22 protein-coding genes are annotated in these 24,837 nt (G+C 63.7%); 15 read left to right on the forward strand and 7 right to left on the reverse strand.

Annotated features, from left to right (window positions below; genetic code table 11):
- The first annotated feature begins 3 nt into the window (after nt 1-3).
- The 10 genes from CK220_RS04590 to CK220_RS04635 all read left to right on the forward strand — a co-directional run bounded on the left by CK220_RS04590 (nt 4) and on the right by CK220_RS04635 (nt 11,747).
- The gene (locus CK220_RS04590) at nt 4-597 is read left to right on the forward strand and encodes a nucleoside deaminase (protein WP_095810408.1); all 594 of its coding nucleotides are present in this window, start codon (nt 4-6) and stop codon (nt 595-597) included.
- Between the two features lie 83 nt (nt 598-680).
- Nucleotides 681-2,666, forward strand: coding sequence for a CocE/NonD family hydrolase (locus CK220_RS04595; RefSeq protein WP_095810409.1), 1,986 nt, complete (start codon nt 681-683; stop codon nt 2,664-2,666).
- 149 nt (nt 2,667-2,815) lie between these two features.
- Nucleotides 2,816-4,402: an ABC transporter substrate-binding protein gene (locus CK220_RS04600; RefSeq protein WP_095810410.1), complete on the forward strand. Its 1,587-nt coding sequence runs from the start codon at nt 2,816-2,818 to the stop codon at nt 4,400-4,402.
- Between the two features lie 17 nt (nt 4,403-4,419).
- Entirely contained in the window at nt 4,420-5,379 is a 960-nt protein-coding gene (locus tag CK220_RS04605) for an ABC transporter permease (protein ID WP_095810411.1), read from the forward strand.
- A gap of 11 nt (nt 5,380-5,390) precedes the next feature.
- The gene (locus CK220_RS04610; RefSeq protein WP_066995982.1) at nt 5,391-6,218 is read left to right on the forward strand and encodes an ABC transporter permease; all 828 of its coding nucleotides are present in this window, start codon (nt 5,391-5,393) and stop codon (nt 6,216-6,218) included.
- Nucleotides 6,218-7,873 carry an ABC transporter ATP-binding protein gene (locus CK220_RS04615; protein WP_095810412.1) on the forward strand — a complete coding sequence of 552 codons (1,656 nt, stop codon included), beginning with the start codon at nt 6,218-6,220 and terminating at the stop codon, nt 7,871-7,873. Before CK220_RS04610 ends, CK220_RS04615 begins: the two co-directional genes overlap by 1 nt.
- 90 nt (nt 7,874-7,963) lie before the next feature.
- Nucleotides 7,964-8,803 (forward strand): alkaline phosphatase family protein, encoded by an 840-nt coding sequence (locus CK220_RS04620; RefSeq protein ID WP_095810721.1) that lies wholly within the window; start codon nt 7,964-7,966, stop codon nt 8,801-8,803.
- A gap of 268 nt (nt 8,804-9,071) precedes the next feature.
- The gene (locus tag CK220_RS04625) at nt 9,072-9,638 is read left to right on the forward strand and encodes a sigma-70 family RNA polymerase sigma factor (RefSeq protein WP_095810413.1); all 567 of its coding nucleotides are present in this window, start codon (nt 9,072-9,074) and stop codon (nt 9,636-9,638) included.
- Nucleotides 9,635-10,303 carry an anti-sigma factor gene (locus CK220_RS04630; RefSeq protein ID WP_095810414.1) on the forward strand — a complete coding sequence of 223 codons (669 nt, stop codon included), beginning with the start codon at nt 9,635-9,637 and terminating at the stop codon, nt 10,301-10,303. Before CK220_RS04625 ends, CK220_RS04630 begins: the two co-directional genes overlap by 4 nt.
- Complete coding sequence (locus CK220_RS04635) at nt 10,293-11,747, forward strand: S8 family serine peptidase (protein WP_095810415.1); 1,455 nt, start codon at nt 10,293-10,295, stop codon at nt 11,745-11,747. The genes CK220_RS04630 and CK220_RS04635 overlap by 11 nt, the downstream gene beginning before the upstream one ends.
- A gap of 219 nt (nt 11,748-11,966) precedes the next feature.
- Here CK220_RS04635 and CK220_RS04645 read toward each other — a convergent pair whose 3' ends face one another.
- Both CK220_RS04645 and CK220_RS04650 read right to left on the reverse strand, forming a co-directional pair.
- The gene (locus CK220_RS04645; protein WP_095810416.1) at nt 11,967-12,989 is read right to left on the reverse strand and encodes a substrate-binding domain-containing protein; all 1,023 of its coding nucleotides are present in this window, start codon (nt 12,987-12,989) and stop codon (nt 11,967-11,969) included.
- 78 nt (nt 12,990-13,067) lie between these two features.
- Nucleotides 13,068-13,328, reverse strand: coding sequence for a hypothetical protein (locus CK220_RS04650; RefSeq protein ID WP_095810417.1), 261 nt, complete (start codon nt 13,326-13,328; stop codon nt 13,068-13,070).
- A gap of 21 nt (nt 13,329-13,349) precedes the next feature.
- On the opposite strand from CK220_RS04650, the gene CK220_RS04655 reads away from it, so the two are divergent.
- The 5 genes from CK220_RS04655 (at nt 13,350) to ugpC (ending at nt 19,882) form a co-directional block, all read left to right on the forward strand.
- Nucleotides 13,350-14,705: an ABC transporter substrate-binding protein gene (locus tag CK220_RS04655; RefSeq protein WP_095810418.1), complete on the forward strand. Its 1,356-nt coding sequence runs from the start codon at nt 13,350-13,352 to the stop codon at nt 14,703-14,705.
- A 192-nt stretch (nt 14,706-14,897) separates the two neighbouring features.
- Nucleotides 14,898-15,911 (forward strand): sugar ABC transporter permease, encoded by a 1,014-nt coding sequence (locus CK220_RS04660; RefSeq protein ID WP_095810419.1) that lies wholly within the window; start codon nt 14,898-14,900, stop codon nt 15,909-15,911.
- A 1-nt stretch (nt 15,912) separates the two neighbouring features.
- Complete coding sequence (locus CK220_RS04665; RefSeq protein ID WP_095810420.1) at nt 15,913-17,067, forward strand: carbohydrate ABC transporter permease; 1,155 nt, start codon at nt 15,913-15,915, stop codon at nt 17,065-17,067.
- Nucleotides 17,068-17,071: 4 nt separating this feature from the next.
- The gene (locus CK220_RS04670) at nt 17,072-18,736 is read left to right on the forward strand and encodes an alpha-glucosidase (protein ID WP_095810421.1); all 1,665 of its coding nucleotides are present in this window, start codon (nt 17,072-17,074) and stop codon (nt 18,734-18,736) included.
- A gap of 33 nt (nt 18,737-18,769) precedes the next feature.
- Complete coding sequence (gene ugpC / locus CK220_RS04675; protein ID WP_095810422.1) at nt 18,770-19,882, forward strand: sn-glycerol-3-phosphate ABC transporter ATP-binding protein UgpC; 1,113 nt, start codon at nt 18,770-18,772, stop codon at nt 19,880-19,882.
- A 103-nt stretch (nt 19,883-19,985) separates the two neighbouring features.
- Here the strand turns inward: ugpC and CK220_RS04680 are convergent, their stop codons facing one another.
- From CK220_RS04680 to CK220_RS04700, 5 genes are all read right to left on the reverse strand, one after another.
- A complete protein-coding gene (locus CK220_RS04680) occupies nt 19,986-20,216 on the reverse strand; it encodes a DUF680 domain-containing protein (protein WP_095810423.1) in 231 nt (76 codons plus the stop codon).
- A 149-nt stretch (nt 20,217-20,365) separates the two neighbouring features.
- Complete coding sequence (locus tag CK220_RS04685; RefSeq protein ID WP_095810424.1) at nt 20,366-20,572, reverse strand: DUF680 domain-containing protein; 207 nt, start codon at nt 20,570-20,572, stop codon at nt 20,366-20,368.
- Between the two features lie 556 nt (nt 20,573-21,128).
- Nucleotides 21,129-22,673 (reverse strand): DegQ family serine endoprotease, encoded by a 1,545-nt coding sequence (locus CK220_RS04690; RefSeq protein WP_095810425.1) that lies wholly within the window; start codon nt 22,671-22,673, stop codon nt 21,129-21,131.
- A 189-nt stretch (nt 22,674-22,862) separates the two neighbouring features.
- Nucleotides 22,863-23,609, reverse strand: coding sequence for an MBL fold metallo-hydrolase (locus tag CK220_RS04695; protein WP_176478986.1), 747 nt, complete (start codon nt 23,607-23,609; stop codon nt 22,863-22,865).
- Nucleotides 23,609-24,775, reverse strand: coding sequence for a diphosphate--fructose-6-phosphate 1-phosphotransferase (locus CK220_RS04700; RefSeq protein WP_095810426.1), 1,167 nt, complete (start codon nt 24,773-24,775; stop codon nt 23,609-23,611). The genes CK220_RS04695 and CK220_RS04700 overlap by 1 nt, the downstream gene beginning before the upstream one ends.
- Nucleotides 24,776-24,837 lie beyond the last annotated feature (62 nt).

Genomic DNA, 24,837 nt, shown 5'->3' on the forward strand with positions numbered 1-24,837 from the left:
CCCATGGCCGACGTTTCGCTGATCGACCGCCTGCTCGACGTGATCGAGCACGACATCGTGCCGAAGACGGCGCAAGGCGTCGCCCATGGCAACAAGCTGTTTGGCGCCGCGATCCTACGGAAAGACGACCGCTCGCTGGTGCTGGCCGAAACCAACAACGAGATCGAAAATCCGCTCTGGCATGGCGAGGTGCACTGCCTGAAGCGATTTTACGAAATGCCCAAGGCCGAGCGCGTCGACACCAAGGATGCACTGTTCCTGGCCACGCACGAGCCCTGCTCGCTCTGCCTGTCGGCGATCACTTGGACCGGCTTCGACAATTTCTACTACCTCTTCAGCCACGAGGACTCGCGCGACAGCTTCGCCATCCCGCATGACCTGAAGATCCTCAAAGAAGTCTTCACACTCGATCCCGGCGGCTACAACGCCGAGAACGCCTATTGGAAGAGCTTTTCCATATGCCGACTGGTGCGCGCTTTGCCCGAGGCGGAACGCAAGCGGCTGGAAGCGCGCATCCGCAAGATCTCCGCGCGCTACGACGAGCTCTCCGGCACATACCAGGCAAGCAAGGCCGAGAGCGACATTCCGCTGAACTGACGCTTTGAACTGACGCTTATTGACCAGCCGATTTCGCCGGCTGGCCCACGACGCCTCCCCGACGGTTCCATCATGTGCCTTGCATGAAAACCGTCACTGAATTCCCCCGCAAGGTCATCGAATTTGCCGATATGGGCATCGTCATGCCGGATGGCTGCCGGCTGTCGGCGCGCATATGGATGCCTGAGGATGCCGCCGACAACCCGGTGCCGGCGATTCTCGAGCATTTGCCCTACCGCAAGCGCGACGGCACCATCTTCCGTGATCAGCTGACGCATCCCTATTTCGCCGGACACGGCTATGCCTCGATCCGCGTCGACATGCGCGGCAACGGCGATTCCGAAGGGCTGATGGACGATGAGTATTCCGAGCAGGAATTGCAGGACGCCTGCGACGTCATCGCCTGGGCGGCGGCGCAGCCCTGGTGCAACGGCAATGTCGGCATGATGGGCATATCCTGGGGCGGCTTCAACTGCCTGCAGGTCGCGGCAAAGCAGCCGCCGGCGCTGCAGGCGGTGATCAGCCTGTGCTCGACCGTCGACCGCTATGCCGACGACATCCATTACAAGGGCGGCTGCCTGCTGCTCGAGAATTTCGGCTGGGCCTCGACGATGCTCTCCTACTCGTCGCGGCCGCCGGATCCGGAAATCGCCGGCGGCAACCGCTGGCGCGATCTGTGGCTCAGCCGGCTGGAGAACCAGCCTTTTCTCGCGCCGCTATGGCTCAGCCACCAGCATCGCGATGCCTACTGGAAGCGCGGCTCGATCTGCGAGGACTTTTCGGCCGTTAAGGCGGCCGTCTTGTCGATCGGCGGTTGGCATGACGGCTACCGCAACACGATCTCCAATCTCGTTACCAACATCCAGGCGCCGGTGAAGGGCATCGTCGGCCCCTGGATCCACAAATATCCGCATTACGCGGCACCCAATCCGGCCATCGGCTTCCTGCAGGAGGCGCTGCGCTGGTGGGACCGCTGGCTGAAAGGCGCGGCGACCGGGGTCGAGGCCGACCCTGACTACCGCGCCTATGTCATGGACAGCGTGCGCCCGGCTCGCTGGCATCCCGAACGACCAGGCCGCTGGGTTGCGGAACAGCAATGGCCCTCGCCCAACATCAAAGTCAAGGCAACCGAGCTCATTCCCCAAGGCGCCAGGCCGGCAATCGTCGCCTCGCCGCAAAGTTGCGGGCTTGCCGGCGGCGAGTATTTTCCCTTCACCTTCGGTCCGGAATTGCCGGGCGACCAGCGCCCCGACGACGCGCTTTCGGTATGCTTCGACCAGGTCGAACTCGAGGAGGCGATCGATATCGTCGGCGCGCCGGAAGTCGAACTACGGGTTGCCGTGGACCGCCGCCAGGCCAACGTCGCAGTGCGTCTCTGCGACGTGCATCCGGACGGCGCCTCGGAGCTGATCTCCTATGGCGTGCTCAACCTCACCCATCGCAACTCGCACGAGTTCCCGGAAGCGCTGATGCCAGGCGAGACGGTTTCGGCACGCGTCGTGCTCGACCAGTGCGCCTATCGGGTGCCGGCCGGCCACCGGCTGCGGGTCGCCGTCTCGACCGCCTATTGGCCGATGATCTGGCCTTCGCCGGAGCCGGCGACGCTCGAACTGTCGGCCGCGACGCTCAAACTGCCGCTGCGCCCGCTGGCGACGGGCGACGAGGTCTCGTTCCCCGAACCGGAAGGGGCTATGCCCTGGGCGACCGAGACGATCAGGCCCACCAATTCCGAACGGCATATCGACCGCAACGAAAAGACCGGCATCGTCACACTTTCCATAACGGACGATTTCGGCGAGGTGCGCGACCTGGAGCACGGGCTAGTCCACGGCAGCATGGTCAGGGAGACATGGGCGATCCATCCCGACGATCCGCTGTCGGCGACGGGCAGCACGCATTGGACGCAAACATTGTCGCGGAACGAATGGTCGGTGCGGACCGAGACCTTCGCCGAGATGCGGTCTGACGCGCAAAACTTCATCCTCAGCGCCAGAATCGAGGCCTATGAGGGCGAAAAGCTGGTGTTCGAGCGCGACTTCAAACAGGCGATTCCTCGCGCTCTCGTGTGAGAGCTGACAAGATTGGTCCAAATGCGACGCGCCATTTACGCCACGGCATGTCGCATTCGGTCTTGCTTACAGCTTTCCGTTGCGCTCATTATCCCTCACAAGAACAAGAACCGACCACATGGTCGTACCATCAGAGTGAGGAACCCATAATGACAAACGAACTCGACTATCTCAGCCGGCGCGTCGCTGCCGGAAAGCTAAGCCGCCGCGACTTCCTTGGCCGCGCCGCCGCGCTCGGCGTCACCGCGCCCTTCGCCAACTCGCTGCTTTCGAGCGCCGCCCGGGCTGCCGGCCCCGTCAAGGGCGGCACGTTGAAGGCCGGCCTGGTCGGCGGTGAATCCACCAACAGCCTCGACCCGGCGCTGATGATGACCCAGGTGCCCTTCGCCTTCGGCAAGTGCTGGGGCGAAATGATCGTCGAGCTGTCGCCCGACGGCAAGCTCGAGAACCGCATCGCCGAGGAAATCGGCTCTTCGGACGACGCCAAGGTCTGGACGCTGAAGATCCGCGACGGCATCGAATTCCACAACGGCAAGACGGTGACCGCCCAGGACGTGGCAGCCACGCTCGAGCGCCATTCGGACGAGAAGTCGAAGTCCGGCGCGCTCGGCTACATGAAGGGCATCGAGACCATCAAGGCCAACGGCAAGGAAGTGGTGCTGACCCTGAAGGAAGCCAACGCCGACCTTCCCTATCTGCTCAGCGACTATCACCTGATCGTCCAGCCGAATGGCGGCAAGGACAAACCCGATGCCGGCATCAGCGCCGGCCCTTACAAGGTCAAGGTCAACGAGCCCGGCGTGCGTCATGTCGGCGAACGCTTCGCCAACTACTGGCAGGGCGACAAGATGGGCCATGCCGATCAGGTCGAAGTCGTCGTCATCAACGACGCGACGGCGCGCACGGCGGCCCTGCAGGGCGGTCAGGTCAACATGATCAACCGCGTCGAGCCGAAGATCGTCGACCTGATCAAGCGCGTGAAGGGCGTCACCATCCGCAACCACTCCGGTCCCGGCCACTACGTGTTCATCATGCATTGCAACACGGCGCCGTTCGACAACAACGACCTCAGGATGGCGCTGAAGCTGGCGATCAACCGCGAAGAGATGCTGAACAAGGTGCTGCGCGGCTACGGCTCGCTCGGCAACGACTTCCCGATCAACGCCTCCTACCCGCTGTTCACCGAGATCGAGCAGCGCAAATACGATCCCGACAAGGCCAAGTTCCACTACAAGAAGTCGGGTCACGACGGCGCCGTGCTGCTCAGGACGTCGGACGTCGCATTCCCCGGCGCCGTCGATGCCGCGCAGCTCTATCAGCAGAGCGCGGCCAAGGCCGGCATCAAGCTGGAAATCAAGCGCGAGCCCGGCGACGGCTACTGGAACGAAGTCTGGAACAAGCAGCCCTTCTGCGCTTCCTATTGGGGCGGCCGCTCGACGCAAGACCAAATGTACTCGACCGCCTACCTGTCGAGCGCCGACTGGAACGACACGCGGTTCAAGCGGCCAGACTTCGACAAGATGGTGCTGGCGGCGCGCGCCGAGCTCGACGAGGCCAAGCGCAAGCAGATGTATCATGACATGGCTGTGATGGTACGTGACGAGGGCGGCTTGATCCTGCCAATGTTCAACCAGTTCATCGACGCAACTGGTCCCAAGGTCGGTGGTTGGGTGGACGATCCGCATCAGGAGCTGATGAACGGCTACGCCCTGTCGAAGTGCTGGCTGGAAGCCTAAGGTCCGGCCTTGCGGAGATGTCCTCACCCGTCGTGAAACTGGTGGCCCAGCGCGTTGCGCTGGGCATCCTCCTTCTGCTGGCCGTTTCGGTCCTGATCTTCGCCGGCACCCAGATCCTGCCCGGCGACGTCGCCCAAGCCATCCTCGGACAATCGGCGACTCCGGAGTCGCTCGCCAATCTGCGCGAACAGCTCGGGCTCAATCAGCCTGCCTATATCCGCTACTTCCACTGGCTGGGCGGCGTGCTCACCGGCGATCTCGGCACCGCAATGTCGAGCGGCCAGGACATAGCGACATCGATCAAGGAACGGCTGTGGAATACATTGTTCCTGGCCTTCTGGGCGGCAATCGTGGCCATTCCGCTGGCGATCACGCTTGGCCTGATCGCGGTGCGCTACCGCAATGGCTGGGTCGACAAGATGATCTCCGGCGTGGCGCTCGCCTCGACCTCGTTCCCGGAATTCTTCATCGGCTACCTGCTGGTCTTCTACTTCGCCGTCCAGCATCAATGGTTCCCCGCAATCTCGACCGTCTATGCTGGAATGTCGTTAGGCGAGCGGTTGCAGGCGATCGCGCTGCCGGCGGCGGCGCTGACGCTGGTGGTGCTGGCCCACATGATGCGCATGACGCGAGCGGCGATCCTCAACGTCATGCAATCGGCCTATGTCGAGACGGCGGAGCTGAAGGGGCTCTCGGCTTTCGCGGTCATCCGCAAGCATGCCTTCCCGAACGCGATCGCGCCGATCATCAATGTCGTCATGCTGAATCTCGCCTATCTCGTGGTCGGCGTCGTCGTGGTCGAGGTGATTTTCGTTTATCCGGGCATGGGGCAATATCTCGTCGACCATGTCACCAAGCGCGACGTTCCCGTCGTCCAGGCGGTCGGCCTGATCTTTGCGGCCGTCTATATCGCCCTCAACATCATCGCGGACATTGCGGCGATCGTCGCCAATCCGCGGCTCAGGCATCCGAAGTAGGGGGCGCCGTTATGCTCGATATCAGACGCACTCCTGTCGCGGCGCTGATCGGCATTGTGCTGACGACGCTGTTCGTGCTGGCGGCGGTCTTGGCGCCATGGATCGCCCCGCACGGCAATGCCGAGATCGTCAGCGACGTCCCTTGGGAACCGATGTCATCGGTGCATCTGCTAGGCACCGACAATCTCGGCCGCGATCTCTTGTCCCGCATGATCTATGGCGCCCGCATCACACTGTTCATCGCCGTGCTGGCCACGGCGCTGTCCTTTTCGCTCGGCGCCATTCTGGGCTTTTCGGCGGCGGTGTTCGGCGGCTGGTTCGACACGATGCTGTCGCGCCTCGTCGACCTGCTGATGTCGATCCCGACGCTGATCATGGGCCTCGTCGTCCTGTCGGTGCTGCCATCCAACCTGGTGACGCTGATCCTGGTGATGGGCATCCTCGATTCGACCCGTGTTTACCGCTTGTCGCGCGCGGTGGCGGTCGACATCAACGTCATGGACTATGTCGAGGCCGCCAAACTGCGCGGCGAAGGCAGCGGCTGGATCATCTTCCGCGAGATCCTGCCCAATGCGCTGTCGCCCCTGGTCTCCGAGCTCGGCCTGCGCTTCATCTACGCCGTGCTTTTCCTGTCGACGCTTTCCTTCCTCGGCCTCGGCGTGCAGCCGCCGGACGCCGACTGGGGCGGCATGGTGAAGGAGAACAAGGACGGCATCGTCTTCGGCATCCCGGCGGCGCTCATCCCGGCGGCGGCGATCGCGGCGCTGGCGATCTCGGTCAATCTTGTCGCCGACTGGGTGCTCAACCGCACGACCAGCCTGAAGGGAGGGCGCGGGTGATGGCTGACAGCAAAGCAAATTCCGGCCGACTCCTCGACATCCGCAATCTGCGCATCGAGGCGACCGTCTATCCGCCCGGCGAGGCGCCGAAGACCATCACCCTTGTCCATGATGTCTCGCTGACGCTGGAGAAGGGCAAGGTGCTCGGCTTGATCGGCGAATCCGGCGCCGGCAAGTCGACGATCGGCCTGTCCTCCATGGGCTATGGCCGGGGCGGCGTGCGTATTACCGGCGGCGAGGTGATCCTCAACGGCCGCGATATACTGAAGGGCGGCAGGGAAGGCTTGCGCAAGCTGCGCGGCCGCGAGGTGTGCTATGTCGCCCAGTCGGCGGCAGCGGCCTTCAATCCGGCGCACCGGCTGATGGACCAGGTGGTGGAGGCGACGCTTCTGCACGGCACGGCAACCCGGGCCGAAGCCGAGAAGCGAGCCGTCGCGCTGTTCAGGAAGCTCAGCCTGCCCAATCCCGAAACCATCGGTGAGCGCTTCCCGCACCAGGTCTCCGGCGGCCAGTTGCAGCGCGTGATGACGGCGATGGCGCTTTGCTCCGAGCCTGACCTGATCGTTTTCGACGAGCCGACCACAGCGCTCGACGTGACGACGCAGATAGACGTGCTGGCGGCGATCAAAGACGCGATCCGCGATACCCATGTGGCGGCTTTATACATCACCCACGACCTGGCCGTGGTCGCGCAGGTAGCGGACGAGATCATGGTGCTGCGCCATGGCCGGCTGGTCGAATGGGGCGGTACCCGCCAGATCATCAAGGAGCCGCGCCAGGAATACACCAACGCGCTGGTCTCGGTGCATGAGATCGAGCACAACGAACAGCAGCCCGGCACCACACCGATGCTGTCGGTGAAGAACGTGACAGCCGCCTATGGCGGCGGTCTCGTCAAGGTGCTGAAGAACGTCTCGGTCGACATCCACCCGGGCCAGACCCTGGCCGTCGTCGGCGAGAGCGGTTCCGGCAAATCGACGCTGGCGCGCGCCATCACCGGCCTCTTGCCGCCCGAGCAGGGTAGCGTCTTCTTCGACGGCCGCACGCTTGGCAACAGGCTTTCCGACCGGCCGAAAGAGGACCTGCGCCAATTGCAGATGATCTACCAGATGGCCGACGTGGCGATGAACCCGCGCCAGACGGTGGGCACGATCATCGGCCGGCCGCTGGAGTTCTATTTCGGCATGAGGGGCCGCGAGCGCGACAAGCGCGTCGCCGAGCTGCTCGACCAGATCGAGATGGGCAAGGGCTTCATCGACCGCTATCCGGCCGAGCTTTCCGGCGGCCAGAAGCAGCGCGTTTGCATCGCCCGTTCGCTCGCCGCCAAGCCGAAGCTGATCATCTGCGACGAGGTGACCTCGGCGCTCGATCCGCTGGTCGCCCACGGCATCCTCAAGCTGCTGCTCAACCTGCAGCAGATCGAGAAAGTGGCCTATCTCTTCATCACCCACGACCTCGCGACAGTGAAGTCGATCGCCGATTCGATCGCGGTGATGTATCGCGGCGAGGTGGTGCGCTACGGCTCCAAGAGCAAGGTGCTGGCGCCGCCCTTCGATGCCTATACCGACCTTCTGCTGTCCTCCGTCCCCGAAATGGAGATCGGCTGGCTGGAGAAGGCGATTGCCGGCCGGCGCATGGAAAGCGCCGGCAACTAAGCTGGCTGGCTCTTCGCTGCGCTTCTCGGACTTGGCCGGAGGTCAAGCCCTCGATGCCGATCTCTCCCGCAAGAACGCATGGAATTGCCCGTGGCACTTAACTCCAAACTGCTGCTCATCATCCTTGACGGGGTGCCCTACCGGAACTGGCGCCGGCTTATGGGCAACCTCGAAGGCTGGGTACAATCGGGCGAGGCGCAAGTGTGGAAGATGCGCTCCGTGCTGCCATCGACATCGGCCTGCTGCTACGCCTCGATCCACACCGGCGTCGCGCCGCAAGTGCATGGCATCCTCTCCAACGAGAATCGGTTCCGGGTCAGGCAGCCCGATATCTTCTCGGAGGTCAGCAACGCGGGCGGCAGGACCGGGGCAGTGACGCATTCCTACTGGTCGGAATTCTTCCGCAGCTTTCCGTTCGACCTCGTCGAGGACATGGAATTCGACGAGCCTGGCGGGCCGATCACGCATGGCCGCTTCCACACCATGACCGGCTACAATCTCAAGAACCAGATGACGCCGAGCGATGTCGACCTTTTCGCGACATTGACCATACTCACCCGCCGCCACGGCATCGACTACGGCATCCTGCACAGCTGCACGCTGGACTCGATGGGCCATCGCTTCGGCCACGACTGCCACGAGATGGATCATGCCTGCTACGCGATGGACGGAATGCTTGCCGCCTTCCTGCCCGGTTGGCGCGAAGCCGGCTATGAAGTCATCGTCACCGCTGATCACGGCCAGACCGACCGCGGCCATCACGGCGGGCATGACGACGAGATGCAGGATTTCGCGCTGTATTATTTCGGACCGGCGAAGGGTCCTGAAGCCGACACGCTGCTCGACCAGCTGCAGCTCGCGCCGACGGTGCTGAGCCGGCTCGGCGTGGCGGTGCCGGCTACGATGAAGGCAAAGCCTTTCCTCGAATGAGAAGTGGGCAGGACGTTCGCGCCCCTCTCCCCGTCACCATACGGGGAGAGGGTAGGGGGTGAGGGGCAGCGCCAGCCTCGACAATTGCGAACGCCGGCGACCCTCATCCGCCTGCCGGCACCTTCTCCCCGTATAGCGACGCGAAGAAGGAGATACTCTGGCAACGCTCATCTTCTTCGGTTAGCTTCCGAAAATTCCTTGGCGGAGGATGAACCTTCTTGGACCGACCAGCGACAGAGCCACGAGGAGCCAGGCGGCTCGACCGGCCATGAACGCGGCGACCGAAACCGATCGCGCGCTTGTCGACCGGGTCGCGAAGGGCGACCGGGCGGCCGTGCGGCTCCTGTTCATGCGTCACCACGCGCGGATCTACCGTTTCGTGGCGCGCCAGACGGGATCGGAAATGATGGCCGACGATATCACCAACGAGGTCTTTCTCGAGCTGTGGCGCCAGGCGCCAGGCTTCGAAGGCCGCTCGGAAGTCTCGACCTGGCTGCTCGGCATCGCCCGCTTCAAGGCGCTATCCTTGCTTCGCAAGAAGAAGGAAGACTGGATCGACGACGATGACGCGGCGCAGATTCCCGACAGCGCCGACACGCCGGAAGTCGTCACCATGAAAGAGGACAAGGCCGCCGCCTTGCGCCGCTTCGTCGATGCCTTGCCGGAGGAGCACCGCACGGTGATCGACCTTGCCTATTACCATGGCCAGTCGGTGACCGAGATCGGCGAGGTGCTCAACATCCCGGTTGCCACCGTCAAGACCAGGATGTTCTACGCCCGTAAGAAACTCGGCGAGGCCCTCAAGGCCGCTGGTTACGACAGGGGGTGGCCATGAGCGCCGCTGAAAAGATGTCGCGGCGCGACGAGATGGAGACACTGCTGCCGTTCTACCTCAACGGCTCGCTGGAAGGCGCCGAACTGGAAGCCGTCGAGGAATGGCTGGCCTCCGATCCTGCGGCGATGGCCGCGCTCGGCGAGGCGGAAGCCGAATTCTCCGGCACCGCCGCCGCCAACGAAGCGATCCGACCCCCGGCCGACGCGCTCTCCCGCTTTGCAAGGGCGCTCGACGCCGAGGCCGGTCCGGCGCGCGCGCCCGCCGGCCAGTCATGGCTGGCGAAGGTCTTCGGCCGGGTCACGGCGATCCCCTCGGGCGTCGCCTGGGCGGCGGCCGCGGCGCTGCTTGCGCTGGTCGTGGCGCAGTCTTTCGAGCGGCCAGGTGGCAAGGGCAACGACTTTGAAATCGCCGGCGCTCAGGACGATCTGGCGAAGCTGCCCTTCGCCCTGGTCAAGTTCAAGCCGGATGCCAAGATGTCGGACATCGCCGCCTTCCTCGGCCAGAACGGGCTGAAGATCGCCGGCGGGCCGACCGCCGACGGTGTGTTTCACGTGACGATCCCGGCCAGCACGGCGGCCGACTACGACAAGCTCGTCGGCCTTATTGCCGCCCAGCCTTTCGCGGAAGCCGTGGTGCAGGGAAGGAAACCGGCCGATGGCGGCTAAAGCGGTCGTTCTTCATGCGGCAATCCTCGCGGCGACATTTGTCGCCGCTCCCGCCGCTGCGCAGACCAACGATCCGAACCTCTCGCAAAAGCAGATCGACTGCCTCAACCGCACGACGGCGGCCGGCGCTGACTGCGACAAGGACGGCGGTGCTAAGAATGGCGGCGAGAAATCCGGCGCGGGCAATGCCGCCGGCGGCGCCGTGTTCCTGCCGGCGCTGATCGTCGACCTGTTCCCGAATCCGCCGGCACCCCCGACGCCTGCGCCAACGCAGCCGAGCGGAACGGCGCCTCCAAAGGCTCCGACGAGCACACCGGCGCCCGCTCCGTCGCCAAGCGGCCCCATCACGCCGCCTACCGGGCTCAATCTCGCAGCGCCGCCGCGTGCGGTCAGTGGCGAGTTCGTGCCCGACGAGGTGCTGGTGACGGTCGCCGGCGATGCCGGCGCGGTGCAGCAGATCGCCACCACCTTCGGCCTGCAGGTGCGCTCGCAGCGCCAGTCGCGGCTGCTCGGCACAACGCTGGTGCGCTACGGCATTCCCGACGGACGGCCGGTCGGCGTCGTGCTGGCGCAGCTCGCCGCCGACGGGCGCACCCAACGGCGTGAGCCCAACCACATCTATTCGCTGCAGCAGACCGCCGGCATCGTGAACTATGCCTTCGAGCGCATCGCGCTCGATTCGAAACAGGCGAGCGGCGAGAACGTGCGCGTCGCCGTCATCGACACCGGCATCGACGATACCAACCCAGCGCTGAAAGGCGTCATTGCCGGCCAGTTCGACGCCATGCCGAACGTGCCGATCAAAAAGCGCGACCACGGCACCTCGGTCGACGGGCTGATCGCCGGCGTCGGGCCGCTGGAAGGCATGGCGCCGGGCGCCAGGATCTATCACGCACGAGCCTTCGAGGGCGGCAAATCGAGTATGGACGTCATCCTGTCGGCGCTCGACTGGGCGGCTGAACAGGACGTGCGCATCATCAATATGAGCTTCGTCGGGCCGAAGAACGACCTGCTCGGCACGGCCTGCCGCAATGCGCGCGCGCTCGGCATGGTGCTGGTCGCGGCGGCCGGCAACAACGGGCCGAAAGCGCCTTACGGCTATCCGGCGGCCTTCGACGGCGTCATCGCGGTGACCGCGACCGACGCCAAGGACGGGCTGATGCCGCAGGCCAATCGCGGCGCTTATGTCTTCATCTCGGCACCGGGCGTCGAGATGCTGGCGCCGAGCGGCGCCGGCTCGGACGTGGTGACCGGCACCTCCTTCGCCGCCGCGATCGTATCCGGTGCCATCGCCAATCTGATCCACGCAACGCCTGACCGCTCGGCCGACGACATCGTGAAGGCGCTGGCCGCCACGGCAAAGGATCTCGGCCCGAAGGGGCGGGACAATGATTTCGGCTATGGGCTGCTGGATATCAAGGCGGCCGGGGCGGTGAAGGAGTAACCCCGCTTATATCTGTAATGTTGGCGGGACAGCACCCCCTCTGGCCTGCCAGCCATCTCCCCCGCAAGCGGGGAGATCAGCAGTTTCAGCGCCGAAATAGCTGTGCGAAGTTGATGATTGGCGAAACGTGCGGCGACATCCAATCTCGCCCCTTGCGGGAGAGATGCCCGGCAAGACAGAGGCGGGTGTGAAGGAGCTCCAGGCGTCTCGCCTGTCGGACTACCGCGGCGCCCCAGCGACCGACCCCCTCACCACCAGGTCGACCGGCCAGACCTCGCCCCGCGCGCCCTCTTCCAGCCCCGATATGCGCGCCGCCAATCGCTCGGCAACGCGCGCGCCGGCGAGGCGGATGGAGGAACGCGTCGTCGACAGCGGCACCGGGAAATTCTCCGGCCGCAGCCAGGGGAAGACGTCGTCATGGGCGACCAGCGACAGATCGCCCGGAATGGTCAGGCCGAGATCGCGCACGGCGCGGACGACACCGAGCGCCATGATGAGACTGGAGCAGACGATCGCCGTCGGCGCTCCGCTTTCTTCGAGCAAGCGGCGGGCGGCGCGATAACCGTTTTCCTCGGTCATGGTCGTGGAACAGATATGGCGCTCGCCCAGCGTCAGTCCGCTGGCGGCAAGCGCCTGGCGCACGCCACGCTCGCGATGAATGGCGAAGGTCTCGCGGTCGTCGCCGTTGATCAGCGCCAGCCGTTTGTGGCCGAGCTGAACGAGAAGCCTGGCCGCTTCGTGGAACGCGCCCTCGTTGTCGATATCGAGATAGGGATAGTCGAACTCAAAGCCCTCGCTGCGGCCATGGACGATAAAGGGAATGCCCAGCGTGTTGACCAGCGCCAGCCGCCGGTCGGCGGGGCGCGGCGAGGAAATGTAGACGGCGTCGACCTGCCGGTTGGCGACGATACGCCGATAAGTGGTTTCCTGGTCGTCGGCATCGGCCGGCGAGAGCACCAGATCGAGCTCGTGCGAGCGGGCATAGTCGCCGAGACCCGAAAGGAACTCGACGAAATGCGGATCGATGTCGACGGCATTGCCGGTCGGCAGCACATAGCCGATCATTCCCGATTTGCCAGTGGCCAGCCGCCGCGCGCTGGGATTCGGCCGGTAGCCGTGGCGCTTGGCGGCATCCATCACGCGGCGCCGCGTCTCCTCGCTCACCTCCGGGTAGCCGTTCAGCGCCCGGCTTACCGTCGTCTGCGAAAGCGACAGCATGTGCGAGAGTTGCTTGAGGTTCATCGGAGGCCTCCAGCCTCAAAGCGCTTTCAATTTGAATCGATCCGATGATCGCTGGCGCTATCGCCCAGCATCATGACCTTAGTGGCGGCCAAAGATAGTTTGAAGCCGAAATTGCTGCTGCAATGCCAAAAAAGCTTGCTGCAGCGCACTTTTTGTCATCTCGAAGGCAAGTCTAAATCGATTAGCATGGCCGGCCTCTTGACTTCCACTCGATTCAATGGCGAGATCGAAGAAGCCAAAGCGCTTTGGAAGACTCTTCGAAAGGTTGCGGTTGCCTTCTCGCTGAGTCACAGTTCCGCGGGCGTCGGCGGACGGGATGGAGGTCTCGTCCGAACTCATTGTCCACTGGGAGGAATTGCGATGAAGAAAATGCTTCTCTTGGGCGCGGCTTTCGCAGCGCTCGCCCTCAGCCTGCCGGCGCAAGCCGAACTGAAGTTCAAGCCGGGCGAGGACCCGCGCTTCCACTGGGCGAACTACGACGAGCTCAAGAAAGTCGACCTCAAGGGCGAGACGCTGACCATCTTCGGGCCCTGGCGCGGCGAGGACGAAACGCTCGTGCGTTCGGTGCTCGACTATTTCTCCGAGGCGACCGGGGCAGAGGTCAAATACTCCTCGTCCGAGAATTATGAGCAGCAGATCGTCATCGACACACAGGCCGGCAGCCCGCCCAACATCGCCATCCTGCCACAGCCGGGACTGATCCAGGATCTCGCTTCCAAGGGTGTGCTGACCCCGCTGGGCGACGACGTCGCCGCCTGGATCAAGGAAAATTATGCCGCCGGCGACTCCTGGGCCAAGCTCGGCACCTATACGGGCAAGGACGGCAAGGCGGGCTTCTATGCCTTTCCCTACAAGATCGACGTCAAGGGTCTGGTCTGGTACTCGCCAGATAATTTCGAGGAGGCCGGCTATAAAGTTCCGAAGACACAGGAGGAACTGGCCGATCTCGAAAAGAAGATCATTGCCGACGGCGGCAAGCCCTGGTGCATCGGGCTGGGTTCCGGCGGCGCCACCGGCTGGCCGGCGACCGACTGGGTCGAGGACATCATGCTGCGCACCCAGCCGCCGGAAGTCTACGACAAATGGGTGAAGAACGAGATTCCCTTCACCGATCCGGCCGTGATCAACGCCCTCGACATCTTCGGCAAGATCGCAACCGACGACAAGATGGTCGACGGCGGTGCCAAGGCAGTCGCGGCAACCGACTTCCGCGACAGCCCGAAGGGCCTCTTTACAGTGCCGCCGAAGTGCTACATGCACCATCAGGCATCGTTCATTCCTTCCTTCTTCCCGGAGAACGTCAAGCTCGGCCAGGATGCGGACTTCTTCCCCTACCCGCCCTACGCCTCAAAGCCGGAACTGGGCACGCCGCTGGAAGTGGCCGGAACGCTGGTGATGATCACCAAGGATTCCAAGGCTTCGCGTGAATTCATCAAGTTCCTCGAGATGCCGCTCGCGCATGAATTGTGGATGGCGCAGAAGAGCTTCGTCACGCCCTTCAAGGGGGCCAACAAGGACGCCTATGGCAGCGACGCGCTGAAGAAGCAGGGCGAGATCCTGGTCGGGGCCACCACGGTGCGTTTCGACAGCTCGGACCTGATGCCCGGCAAGGTCGGCGCAGGCTCCTTCTGGACCGGCATGATCGACCTCGTCGGCGGCAAGACCGCCCAGGACGTCGCCGCCGATATCCAGAAGAGCTGGGATGCCATCAAGTAGGCAGCCGGCAAAAGAGGCCGCCGCGCGCGACCTCGAGACTCTCCTCATCCTCCTGCTGGATCCGGGCTACGGCCCGGGTCCGACCGGCAGCCCACGCCGGAAGTCTTCGCGTCTCGATTGTTCCGAATAACTGAAAGTCGATGCATGCGGCTGCCAGCCTTGGCTGGCGGTCATACCCAGGGAGAGGGACCCATGGCGGCTCAGATTTTCTCGGCCATATTCGTCATCATCATCGGCGTCGGCGGCTGTGTCGCGTATTTCTGGGGCGCCAACAAACTGCTCGATCTTATCTTTCCGTCGCGCGGCGTCTCCGGCAGCGCCGCCGTCGACAATCTGCGCCGGCAAGGGCTGGTGCGGCCATGGCTGTTCGTCGGGCCGGCGATGATCATCCTGACCATCTATCTGATCTATCCGGTGATCGAGACGCTGCGGCTCTCTTTTCTCGACCGCGGCGGCGAGCATTTCGTCGGCCTCGCCAACTACCAATGGGCGTTCGGCGACCATGATTTCCGCAACTCGATCTTCAACAACATCCTGTGGCTGGCGGTGGTGCCGGCGGCCTGCACCTTCCTCGGCCTGATCATCGCCGTGCTCACCGACAAGATCTGGTGGGGGACGATCGCCAAGAGCCTGATCTTCCTGCCGCTGGCGATCTCCTTCGTCGGCGCCAGCGTGATCTGGAAATTCATCTACGAGTATCGCGGCGAGGGCCAGGTGCAGATCGGCCTGCTCAACGCCATCATCCAGTATTTCGGCGGCCAGCCGCAGGTCTGGATATCGCTGCCGTTCTGGAACAATTTCTTCCTGATGGTGATCCTGATCTGGATCCAGACCGGCTTTGCCATGGTGATCCTGTCCTCGGCGTTGCGCGGCATTCCGGAAGAGACGCTGGAAGCGGCCGTGATCGACGGCGCCAACCCGTTCCAGATCTTCTGGAAGATCATGGTGCCGCAGATCTGGGGGACGATCGCAGTTGTCTGGACCACCATCACCATCCTGGTGCTGAAAGTGTTCGACATCGTGCTGACGATGACCAACGGCCAATGGAACAGCCAGGTGCTGGCCAATCTGATGTTCGACTGGATGTTCCGCGGCGGCGGCGATTTCGGCCGCGGCGCCACGATCGCCATCATCATCATGATCGCGGTCATCCCGATCATGGTCTGGAACATTCGCCAGGCCAACAAAGAGACGGGAGGACACTGAGATGGCTGCGACCCGCGGAAAGTCCTTCGTCGGCCGATTCGGCGTTCATCTCGCCGTGCTGATCTTCGTCGTCATCTGGACCATCCCGACACTCGGCATCCTCGTCTCGTCGCTGCGCGACAAGGACCAGATCATCGCCTCGGGCTGGTGGAACTCCTTCGCAAGCTCCAGCCAGACCGAGGCTGGGCGTCTGCCGGCTGCGTCCGCGCAAACCCAGAAGGACGGCAAATACGTCATCGAAGGCAACGTCTTCGGCGACGGCGCCAAGCGTGCCATCAGCGCCTTCGGCACCAAGGCGGCGGCGCCGACACAATACAAGGCCGGCACAGCTGCCGATCTGGGCGATGGGGTGTCGCTGCAGGTCAACGCCGACGGCACGTTCGTGCTGTCTTCGCCGAAGGCCTTCGAAGGCGATCGCGGCCAGCGCGTCTACTATGCGTCCTCGGCGCCGCCGAAATTCACCACGGAAAACTACGAGAACGTGCTTCTGTCGCAAGGTATCGGCCGCTCCTTCATGAACTCGCTGACCGTGACCATTCCGGCGACGGTGATCCCGATCCTGATCGCCGCCTTCGCAGCCTATGCGTTGGCCTGGATGCGCTTTCCCGGACGGGCGCTGCTGATTGCGGTCATCATCGGCCTTCTGGTAGTGCCGCTGCAGATGTCGCTGATCCCGCTGCTCAAGCTCTACAATGGCGTCGGGACCTTCTTCGGCGTGCCGTCGAAAACCTATCTCGGCATCTGGCTGGCGCATACCGGCTTCGGCCTGCCCTTCGCCATCTACCTGCTCAGAAGCTATATCGCCGGCCTGCCGCGCGAGATCATGGAATCGGCACGGATCGACGGCGCCAGCGATTTCGAGATCTTCGTCAAGATCGTGCTGCCGCTGTCCTTCCCGGTGCTTGCCTCCTTCGCCATCTTTCAATTTCTGTGGGTGTGGAACGATCTGTTGGTGGCGATGGTTTTCCTCGGCACGGCGCCAGACCAGATCGTGCTGACGGCGCAACTCAACGCGCTGCTCGGCTCGAGAGGCGGCAATTGGGAAATCCTCACGACATCGGCCTTCATCACCATCATCGTGCCGCTGATCGTGTTCTTCTCACTGCAGCGCTATTTCGTCCGCGGGCTGCTTGCCGGCTCGGTGAAAGGAGGTTGAGACAATGCAATCGGCTTTGAAGACGAGTTCGAGACCGGACCCCGCCGTCGACCGCGACTGGTGGCGGGGCGCGGTGATCTACCAGATCTATCCGCGCTCTTATCAGGACTCGAACGGCGACGGCATCGGCGACCTGCAAGGCATTGTGCGGCGGCTGCCCTACATCGCCTCGCTCGGCGTCGACGCCATCTGGATCTCGCCCTTCTTCAAATCGCCGATGAAGGATTTCGGCTACGACGTGTCGGACTATTGCGACGTCGATCCGATGTTCGGCACGCTGGCCGACTTCGACGCGCTGGTGGCGGAAGCCCATCGGCTCGGCCTCAAGGTGATGATCGACGAGGTGCTGTCGCACACCGCCGACATCCACCCCTGGTTCAAGGAAAGCCGCTCCAGCCGGACCAATCCGAAAGCAGACTGGTATGTGTGGGCGGACGCCAAGCCCGACGGCACGCCGCCCAACAATTGGCTGTCGATCTTCGGCGGCTCGGCCTGGCAATGGGACACCAGCCGCCAGCAATATTACATGCACAATTTCCTGGCCGAGCAGCCCGACCTCAACTTCCACAACGCCGAGGTCCAGGACGCGCTGCTCAACATCACCCGCTTCTGGCTGGAGCGCGGCGTCGACGGCTTTCGGCTCGACACCATCAATTTCTACTTCCACAGCCTGGGACTGGAGGACAACCCGCCGCTGCCGCCGGAAGAGCGCAACGATCAGACGGCGCCGGCCGTGAACCCTTATAATTACCAGGACCATATCTACGACAAGAGCCGCCCAGAGAATCTCGTTTTCCTTGAGCGCTTCCGCGCGCTGCTCGACGAATATCCGGCGCAGGCCGCAGTCGGCGAGGTCGGCGATTCGCAGCGCGGGCTGGAAGTGGTGGCCGCCTACACCGCCGACGGCAAGCGCGTTCACATGTGCTATTCCTTCGACTTCCTGGCCCCGGAAAAGATCAGCGCCGCCAAGGTGCGCGCGGTGCTGGAGGCCTTCGGCAAGGTCGCCAGCGACGGCTGGTCGTGCTGGGCGTTCTCCAATCATGATGTGATGCGCGTGGCCTCGCGCTGGGCCGCCAACGAAGCCGATCCGATCGCCTATCTCAAGGTGATCTCGGCGCTGTTGATGTCGCTGCGCGGCTCGGTCTGCATCTATCAGGGCGAAGAGCTCGGCCTCGGCGAGGCAGAACTCAAATTCGAGGACCTGCAAGACCCCTACGGCATCCGTTTCTGGCCGGAATTCAAGGGCCGCGACGGCTGCCGCACGCCGATGGTGTGGGATGCTGCGGCCAGGAATGGCGGCTTCTCGACCGCCAAGCCCTGGCTGCCGGTACCGGGCAAGCATCTGGCGCAAGCCGTGAATGTGCAGCAGGGCGATCCGGGCTCGCTGCTCGAGCATTACCGGCGCTTCCTCGCCTTCCGTCGTCAGCATCCGGCGCTGGGGAAGGGCGACATCTACTTTATCGAAAGCGATGGCGACACCGTCGCCTTCGCGCGAAGCGAAGGCAACGAGCGCATCGCCTGCGTCTTCAACCTCGGCAGCAAGCCGGCCGAAGTCGATCTCGGCAAGGGCGTGCTGCAGCCCTTGCCGGGACACGGCTTTTCGGGACAAGGTGGCACCGGGCCCATCCGCCTTGGCGGCTATGGCGCCTGGTTCGGGCGGATCGACTGAGTTTAGAACAGACAATCACTGGGAGAGGAAACCATGGCCGATGTCACGCTGAACCAGGTGAAGAAATCATACGGCAACCTCAACATTCTCCACGGCATCGACCTCGATATCAAATCGGGTGAGTTCATCGTCTTTGTCGGGCCGTCGGGCTGCGGCAAGTCGACCTTGCTGAGGTCGATCGCCGGTCTCGAGGAAATCACCTCCGGCGTGCTCCAGATCGACGGCGAAGTTGTGAACGACGTGCCGCCTTCGAAGCGGGGCATCGCCATGGTGTTCCAGTCCTACGCGCTCTATCCGCATATGACCGTCTACGACAACATGGCCTTTTCGATGAAGATCGGCAAGGAAAGCAAGGCCGAGATCGACAAGCGCGTGCGTCAGGCAGCCGAGATCCTGCAGCTCACCAAATATCTCGACCGGCTGCCCAAGGCGATGTCGGGCGGCCAGCGCCAGCGTGTCGCCATCGGCCGCGCCATCGTGCGCAATCCAAAGGTGTTCCTGTTCGACGAGCCGCTGTCCAACCTCGACGCCGCGCTGCGCGTCGCCACCCGCATCGAGATCGCCAAGCTGAAGGAATCGATGCCGAACACGACGATGATTTACGTCACCCACGACCAGGTCGAGGCGATGACGCTGGCCGACCGCATCGTGGTGCTGAAGGAAGGCGTCGTCGAGCAGGTCGGCACGCCGATGGAGCTCTACAAGCGGCCGGGCAATCTCTTCGTCGCCCAGTTCATCGGCTCGCCGGCCATGAACATATTGCCGGCGAGGATCGAGAAAGCCGGCAACCCGACCGTGGTCAGCCATGTCGGCGATCGCAAGGCAACGGTGCCGATCGCAACGCCCGCCTCCGCGAACGGCGCGGCGGTGAGCTTCGGCGTGCGGCCCGAGGATCTGGCGATCGCGACCGGGACGGATTACCTGTTCGAAGGCAAGGTCGATTATATCGAGCAGCTCGGCGAGGTTCAGCTCGTCTATGTCGACATTGGCCGTGCCGATCTGCCGCTGGTGGCCAAGCTGCCGGGAAATGTCGAGGTCAAGCGCGGCGAGACGCTGCGGCTCAATGCCGGCGCCGGGGACCTGCACATCTTCGACGCGGAGGGCCACTCCTTCACGCTGCGTCGTGAAGAGGCGAAGGCGGCCTGACGCGCGGTGCTGCCGTTTCGGCCACGAGGCACGAGAGGGTCCCGCTGAAGAAAGAGCGGCGAGGTTTGCCCTCGCCGCTCTTTTCGTCAACTGCTTGCAGCTGTTAGCGGCCGAACAGATTGCGGTCGCTGCCCTGCGGGGCCGACTTGTGCCCGCCATTCGACGAGTTCAGCAGCTTGTAGACCGGCGAGTCGGAGCCGACCGACGAGGTGCGGGTCGTGTCGACCGCAGGGGCCTGCTGGCTGGCGCCAGCCGAGCCGTAGTTGTCGCTGCCTGCGAAAGCTGCGCCGGAGAGGGCCAGAACGGCCGTTGCGGCAAGAACGATCTTCTTCATTTTCAATACTCCTGAATTCTCAATCTGATGCATGTCGTTTCCAAAACTGCGGTACACTTGGGCGACATGCCTTGGGACGCGGCGGGTGAATCCACCGTCTGTCTCCTGTCGGCCATGGCCCCTCATGGATCATGGCCAGGTTCGGCTCTTTAGTTGTTGCCGAAGAGGTTGCGGTCTGCGCCCTGGGTGACAGGCTTCTGAGCGGCCGCTTCCGACCTATGGGTCGAGGCCGTGTGAGAAGTGTCCACCGCCGCAGCCGGCTGATGGGCGCCGTTGGACCCGTAGTTGTCGCTACCAGCGAAGGCGCTGCCGGAAATGGCCAGAAGGGCGGCGGCAGTGAGAACAATCTTTTTCATTTTTGGTACTCCAGTATTTTCTTGCGTCCGTCTAGCGGCGTGTCTTGGGAGTGAAAATCGCGTCGTTCGGACAGGCCCGATGTGGGTGAGCCGGCCACCAGATTCCAATCACGAAGTTGTTTCGGCTGGACCATGAATCCACATCTTGAAATTGTACCAATCGCGGATACTACCGGTTTTTCCATTTAAAATGAATGAGTTGTCCCATTTCGCATTTGGCTCACCAAGTGTATACGACCGCCGATGTTCACCCCGTCCTGCACGCACCGTCAACAGAAACGAACTGTTCGGTTCGATTTTAGAATCTCCTAATAGTCACTTTTCGATACCGCTGAACCATTTTGGACTCACCAGGTCGATTCCGGAGCGCTGCCGGCACGGGTCAAAGGCGTCGGCAACTCTGGGCGCAGCCTCGTCTGAGCGGCCTTCTCTCCGGTCAGGAGGAATCGCGCCCGCTCACACCCCGTAGCGTTCCGTGCGAATCAGGCCTGCCGGAATGACGGCATCGATCAAGGCTTGCCTGCCGGAGAGGCCGGCAGGCTCCTTGGAAATTTCCTCAGCCAGCGGCGAAAGGCACGGCGACGAAGATCTGCGCGTCGCCGCGATCGACCAGCAGCAGCACCGACTTCCTGCCGGATTTGCCGGCCTCGGCGATCGCTTGGTTCGCTTGCCTCGCGTTTTTCACCGGCGTGCGGTCGACGGCGACGATGACATCGCCGGGTTCAATGCCCGCCGCGGAGGCCGCCTTGTCCGGGTTGACGCGCTCGACGACGGCGCCGCGCTGGTTATCGGCCAGGTTGAGCTGCTCACGGATGTCGGGCGTGAGGTCCGTCAGGCCAAGGCCGAGCGAGGGCACGCGCAGGCCCTGTTCGGCCGATGGCTTGCCGCCTTCGCCGTTCGACGCGGTCTGCTGGTCTTCGGCATTGCGGCCGACATCGGCCGAGATCTGCATCGCCTTGCCGTTGCGCCAGACATTCAGCGTTTCCTTGCTGCCGGGTGAGACGTCGGCCACGGCGCGCGACAGATCCTTGGGGTCCTTGATCTCCTGGCCGGCGAAGCCGGTGATGACATCGCCGGTCTCGATGCCGGCCTTGGCCGCGGGCGAGCCGTCGGTGACCGCCGCGACCAGAGCGCCGCCCGGATGGTCGAGGCCGATGGCGCTCGCGACGTCCTGCGTGACCGGCTGGATCTGCACGCCAAGGTAGCCGTATTCGATGTCGCCGCCCTTCATCAGCTTGGCGACCACTTTTTGCGCCTGGTCCGAAGGAATGGCGAAGCCGACGCCGACGCTGCCGCCATTGGGCGAATAGATCGCCGTGTTGATGCCGACCACATCGCCCTTCACGTCGACAAGCGGGCCGCCGGAATTGCCGTGGTTGATCGGCGCGTCGATCTGGATGAAATCGTCGAACGGCCCGCTGTGCAGGTCGCGGCCGCGCGCCGAGACGATGCCGGCGGTGACCGTGGTGCCGATGCCGAACGGATTGCCGATCGCCAGCACCTGGTCGCCGGTCATCAGCTTGTCGGAATCGCCCCATGCGACGGTCGGCAGCGGCTTGCTCGCCTTGACCCTGAGCACCGCCAGATCGTTCTTTGCATCATGGCCGACGAGCTTGGCGGGAAGCTCGGTGCCGTCGTCGAGCGTCACCTTGATCGAGGTCGCGCCGTCGATGACATGGTTGTTGGTGACGATGGTGCCATCGGAATTGACGATGAAGCCGGAGCCCAAAGCCTCCTGCCGCGGCGCCTGCTGCGGCGGCGTCTTGGGCATCGGGATGCCTTGGTCGCCAAAAAACTGCTGGAAATACTGGTCGAAGGGGGAATTGCCGTCGAAAGGCGAGCTGTCGTCCGTCGCGCCGGGCTGCTCCTTCATCACGGTCGTCACGGTCACGACTGCCGGCTTGGTGGTGGCGACCACCGGCGCGAACGAGCCGTTCGGGGCGGTAATGCCGGCGACCGGCGTCTGTGTCGTCGCGACCACGTTGCTCAGGCCGGCATTGCCGGCGTTTTGCGCAAACGAAACAACGACGGGAGAGATGATCAGCGCAGCGCCCAGCAGGGCCGCGACGCGATGTCTGCGAAGAATGCTAAATGGTGACATGGTCGTTTCTGTCCGGGCGAGAGTTGATCCGGCGCCGCGGACGGCTCTCTAAGGACGCGCCCGTCGGCGTGTCGACGGCCGGGATTGCCCGTCTCGCCATGCATGGCAGCCGGCCGGATCGACAGCCACGCATTTAGGGCGTGGAATGGTCCGAATTAGGGTTTTGGCGCGACCTTACAAAGATTTAATTCAGAGAGCGCTCACGAAGCGCTCTCGGCGGCGTAGGTAAGAAGACGCGATCTCTCCCATCCTCGCGCGGCCGAAACTCGGGCCATGGCCGCCATGGCCGATGCGTATCGGCAGCTCGAGCAGCCGCTGCATGGTGCGGCAATAGGCGGCGCGGTCGGAATCCGGCAGGTCGTCGATCAGCATGCCGTCATAGATGGCGTCGCCGGCGAAGAACAGGCCGTCGGCTTCATCGAACAGCGCGATCGAATCCGGCGAATGTCCGGGCAGGTGAAGCACGCGGAATTTCCGGTCGCCGAGGTCGACGATGTCGCCCTCGTCGAGCATTCGCGTCAACGGTGCGGAAGGGATGCGATAGTCAGCCGCCTTCCAGCCCGGCGCCGGCAATTTGGATACCGCATCATCGAGATTGTGGAACATGTTGGCGTAGGTGACGGCATCATCCATGCCATCGAACTCCCCCGCGCTGACCTTCGGCCCCATCCTGAGCGGAAATTCGTGCAGCGAGCCGACATGGTCGAGATGAATGTGGGTGGCGACGACGATCAGCGGCTTGCCGGCCGGGGTGTCGATCTCGGGCGCCAGCGGGCAGATGCCCATGCCGGTATCGACCAGCAGGTCGGCGTCGCGGCCCTTGAGATGCCAGATGTTGGCGCGCACGAAATCATGCACGAAAGGCTCGGTCAGCATCGTCGTTCTGGCATCGACAATGGATTTGCCGAACCAGTTGCCCACCACCAGATCGCCCATCAGACGAACGGCTTTCCGACCTTGTATTTTTCCGGCACCAGCCGCTTCAGATAGGCCATGCCGGCTTCCGACAACTGATTGACGTCCGGCTTCATGAAATTGTCCGGCATGTGGCGGGTCTTGCCGGCGACCGCCTCGAGCGGCACCTTCTTCAGCACGGTCTTAGTGCCGTCATATTGCAGCGCCACCGAGCCGCCACCCTCCTCGGCAACGGCGACCGCGAACGCGCCGGCTTCGAAGGCTTCCTTGGCGTCCACGGGGCTGATCGCGCCGACATAGCCGCGCGGCATGTAGCCCAGGGCATCGACGCGCGCCCGCTTGCCCGGCAGGCCTTCCGCCAGAGCGCGTTCAAGCGCCGCCGGCAGGTCGCTGCCCGACAGCTTGACATTGCCGTGCTGGTCGCGCTCGAGCTTTTCCGGCGGCACCAGGCTCTCGACCAGCGCCTTGCCGTCGGCGGTGCTGACGCCCTCCGAAACGGCGACGATGCAGCGCTTGTGGCGGTCGATCGTCTTGCGGACATCATCGATGAAACGCTCGGCGGAGAAGGCGCGCTCCGGCACATAGACGAGATGCGGACCGCTATCCGGATCGAGCTGCCAGGCTGCGGCCGCGGCGGTCAGGAAGCCGGCGTGCCGGCCCATGACGATGCCGACATAGATGCCGGGCAGCGCGCGGAAATCCAAATCGACCGACAGGAAAGCGCCGGCGACGAACTCGGCCGCCGAGATGAAGCCCGGCGTGTGGTCGTTCTCCTCGAGGTCGTTGTCGATGGTCTTCGGCGCATGCACGAAGGCGATGGTGCCGCCAGCGGCGTCGGTCAGGATCTGCTGCGTGCCCGAGGTGTCGTTGCCGCCGATATAGATGAAGGCATCGGCGCCGGCCTTCTTCAAACCGTTGAGGATGACCTCGCAATAGGCGGCGTCAGGCTTGTCGCGGGTCGAGCCAAGGGCAGCGCTCGGCGTGCCGGCGATCAGCTGCAGCCGGTCTTCGGGGATGGCTGAGAGGTCGACATAGTTGCCGTCGCGGATGCCGCGCACGCCATGGATCGAGCCCAGCACCTTGGCGCCGGGATGCCGCTTGCGGATCTCCAGCGTGGCGCCGACGACCGTCTGATTGATGACGGCGGTCGGGCCGCCGCCCTGCGCGATGACAAAGGTTCCGGCCATGATCGTTCTCCCGAGGCGAAGCTTTTCAGGGCACCTTCGCCTGTCTTGCGGCATCGCGCAAC

Source organism: Mesorhizobium sp. WSM3860 (genome assembly GCF_002294995.1).
Taxonomy (GTDB): domain Bacteria; phylum Pseudomonadota; class Alphaproteobacteria; order Rhizobiales; family Rhizobiaceae; genus Mesorhizobium.

What these genes read in the sequence shown, in the direction of transcription:
- CK220_RS04590 (WP_095810408.1), top strand. Translation starts at nt 4, where the DNA reads ATGGCCGACGTTTCGCTGATCGACCGCCTGCTCGACGTGATCGAGCAC.
- CK220_RS04595 (WP_095810409.1), top strand. Translation starts at nt 681, where the DNA reads ATGAAAACCGTCACTGAATTCCCCCGCAAGGTCATCGAATTTGCCGAT.
- CK220_RS04600 (WP_095810410.1), top strand. Translation starts at nt 2,816, where the DNA reads ATGACAAACGAACTCGACTATCTCAGCCGGCGCGTCGCTGCCGGAAAG.
- CK220_RS04605 (WP_095810411.1), top strand. Translation starts at nt 4,420, where the DNA reads ATGTCCTCACCCGTCGTGAAACTGGTGGCCCAGCGCGTTGCGCTGGGC.
- CK220_RS04610 (WP_066995982.1), top strand. Translation starts at nt 5,391, where the DNA reads ATGCTCGATATCAGACGCACTCCTGTCGCGGCGCTGATCGGCATTGTG.
- CK220_RS04615 (WP_095810412.1), top strand. Translation starts at nt 6,218, where the DNA reads ATGGCTGACAGCAAAGCAAATTCCGGCCGACTCCTCGACATCCGCAAT.
- CK220_RS04625 (WP_095810413.1), top strand. Translation starts at nt 9,072, where the DNA reads ATGAACGCGGCGACCGAAACCGATCGCGCGCTTGTCGACCGGGTCGCG.
- CK220_RS04630 (WP_095810414.1), top strand. Translation starts at nt 9,635, where the DNA reads ATGAGCGCCGCTGAAAAGATGTCGCGGCGCGACGAGATGGAGACACTG.
- CK220_RS04635 (WP_095810415.1), top strand. Translation starts at nt 10,293, where the DNA reads ATGGCGGCTAAAGCGGTCGTTCTTCATGCGGCAATCCTCGCGGCGACA.
- CK220_RS04645 (WP_095810416.1), bottom strand. Translation starts at nt 12,989, where the DNA reads ATGAACCTCAAGCAACTCTCGCACATGCTGTCGCTTTCGCAGACGACG.
- CK220_RS04650 (WP_095810417.1), bottom strand. Translation starts at nt 13,328, where the DNA reads ATGAGTTCGGACGAGACCTCCATCCCGTCCGCCGACGCCCGCGGAACT.
- CK220_RS04655 (WP_095810418.1), top strand. Translation starts at nt 13,350, where the DNA reads ATGAAGAAAATGCTTCTCTTGGGCGCGGCTTTCGCAGCGCTCGCCCTC.
- CK220_RS04660 (WP_095810419.1), top strand. Translation starts at nt 14,898, where the DNA reads ATGGCGGCTCAGATTTTCTCGGCCATATTCGTCATCATCATCGGCGTC.
- CK220_RS04665 (WP_095810420.1), top strand. Translation starts at nt 15,913, where the DNA reads ATGGCTGCGACCCGCGGAAAGTCCTTCGTCGGCCGATTCGGCGTTCAT.
- CK220_RS04670 (WP_095810421.1), top strand. Translation starts at nt 17,072, where the DNA reads ATGCAATCGGCTTTGAAGACGAGTTCGAGACCGGACCCCGCCGTCGAC.
- ugpC (WP_095810422.1), top strand. Translation starts at nt 18,770, where the DNA reads ATGGCCGATGTCACGCTGAACCAGGTGAAGAAATCATACGGCAACCTC.
- CK220_RS04680 (WP_095810423.1), bottom strand. Translation starts at nt 20,216, where the DNA reads ATGAAGAAGATCGTTCTTGCCGCAACGGCCGTTCTGGCCCTCTCCGGC.
- CK220_RS04685 (WP_095810424.1), bottom strand. Translation starts at nt 20,572, where the DNA reads ATGAAAAAGATTGTTCTCACTGCCGCCGCCCTTCTGGCCATTTCCGGC.
- CK220_RS04690 (WP_095810425.1), bottom strand. Translation starts at nt 22,673, where the DNA reads ATGTCACCATTTAGCATTCTTCGCAGACATCGCGTCGCGGCCCTGCTG.
- CK220_RS04695 (WP_176478986.1), bottom strand. Translation starts at nt 23,609, where the DNA reads ATGGGCGATCTGGTGGTGGGCAACTGGTTCGGCAAATCCATTGTCGAT.
- CK220_RS04700 (WP_095810426.1), bottom strand. Translation starts at nt 24,775, where the DNA reads ATGGCCGGAACCTTTGTCATCGCGCAGGGCGGCGGCCCGACCGCCGTC.